Source organism: Rahnella sp. P4_A8 (assembly GCF_056402435.1).
Window position 1 is genome coordinate 1 of sequence record NZ_JBFUHK010000320.1, and the last position, 775, is coordinate 775.

Annotated in this window: 1 protein-coding gene; it reads right to left on the reverse strand. The window is 48.1% G+C overall.

All coding sequences use genetic code 11. From position 1 onward, the window contains the following. Positions 1-41: 41 nt before the first annotated feature. On the reverse strand, positions 42-775 hold a 734-nt coding region (locus AC1DUO_RS25715; RefSeq protein ID WP_477989545.1), incomplete at its 5' end, for a PfkB family carbohydrate kinase.

Sequence of the window (775 nt, forward strand, 5' to 3'; positions counted from 1 at the left end):
GGCTTACCCCGGGACGTTTTAAGCTGGGATATTGCTGGCTATCAATCAGTTAGCTCTTTTACCTCGTAGTCCGGCAGAGAATATTGACGAATAAATTCATTAAGCGTTTGGCTATTGGGGAGCGCGGTCAGGGCACCTTTCTGGGTGGTCGCCAGTGCACCACAGGCACTGGCCTGAGTCATGGCCTCTTTGATTTGGTCAAGGTTCTTCGGCATGCCAACTCTTGCGATGTATGCAAGCAAGCCACTCAGGAACGCATCCCCTGCTCCCGTGGTATCGATATTATCGACGATGTAGCCATTAAAATGAATGACCATGTCATCATGGAGAATCATGGCACCTTGCGCACCATAGGTCACAACTTTTAGATATGCTGGCAGCGTCTTAAGAAAATTCAGTGCCAGGCTAAAATCATGCGTATCTGCCAACCAGTACCACTCTTCTTCAGAGAATTTCAGGATGTCAGCCTGTCGCGCGAAATGGTGTACAGCGTCGCGCATATMCTGCTTATCACTCCACATKTGCTCACGTAAATTCACATCGAAACTCCGCAAACCGCCACTCTGCTTTATTATCTTAATCGCCGTAACTAGCGTACTCCGACAGGCTTCAGCGACCAGCGCCAGCGAACAGAAATGCAATATTCCTTCGCTTAGATCTGGAAGATCATCTGGTGTTAAAAACTGATCTGCAGACGGATTCGTCAGAAAGGTAAACCCGCGCTCTCCGCTATTATTTAGAGAAACCAACACCGTACTTGTTCTGTGATGAGGAT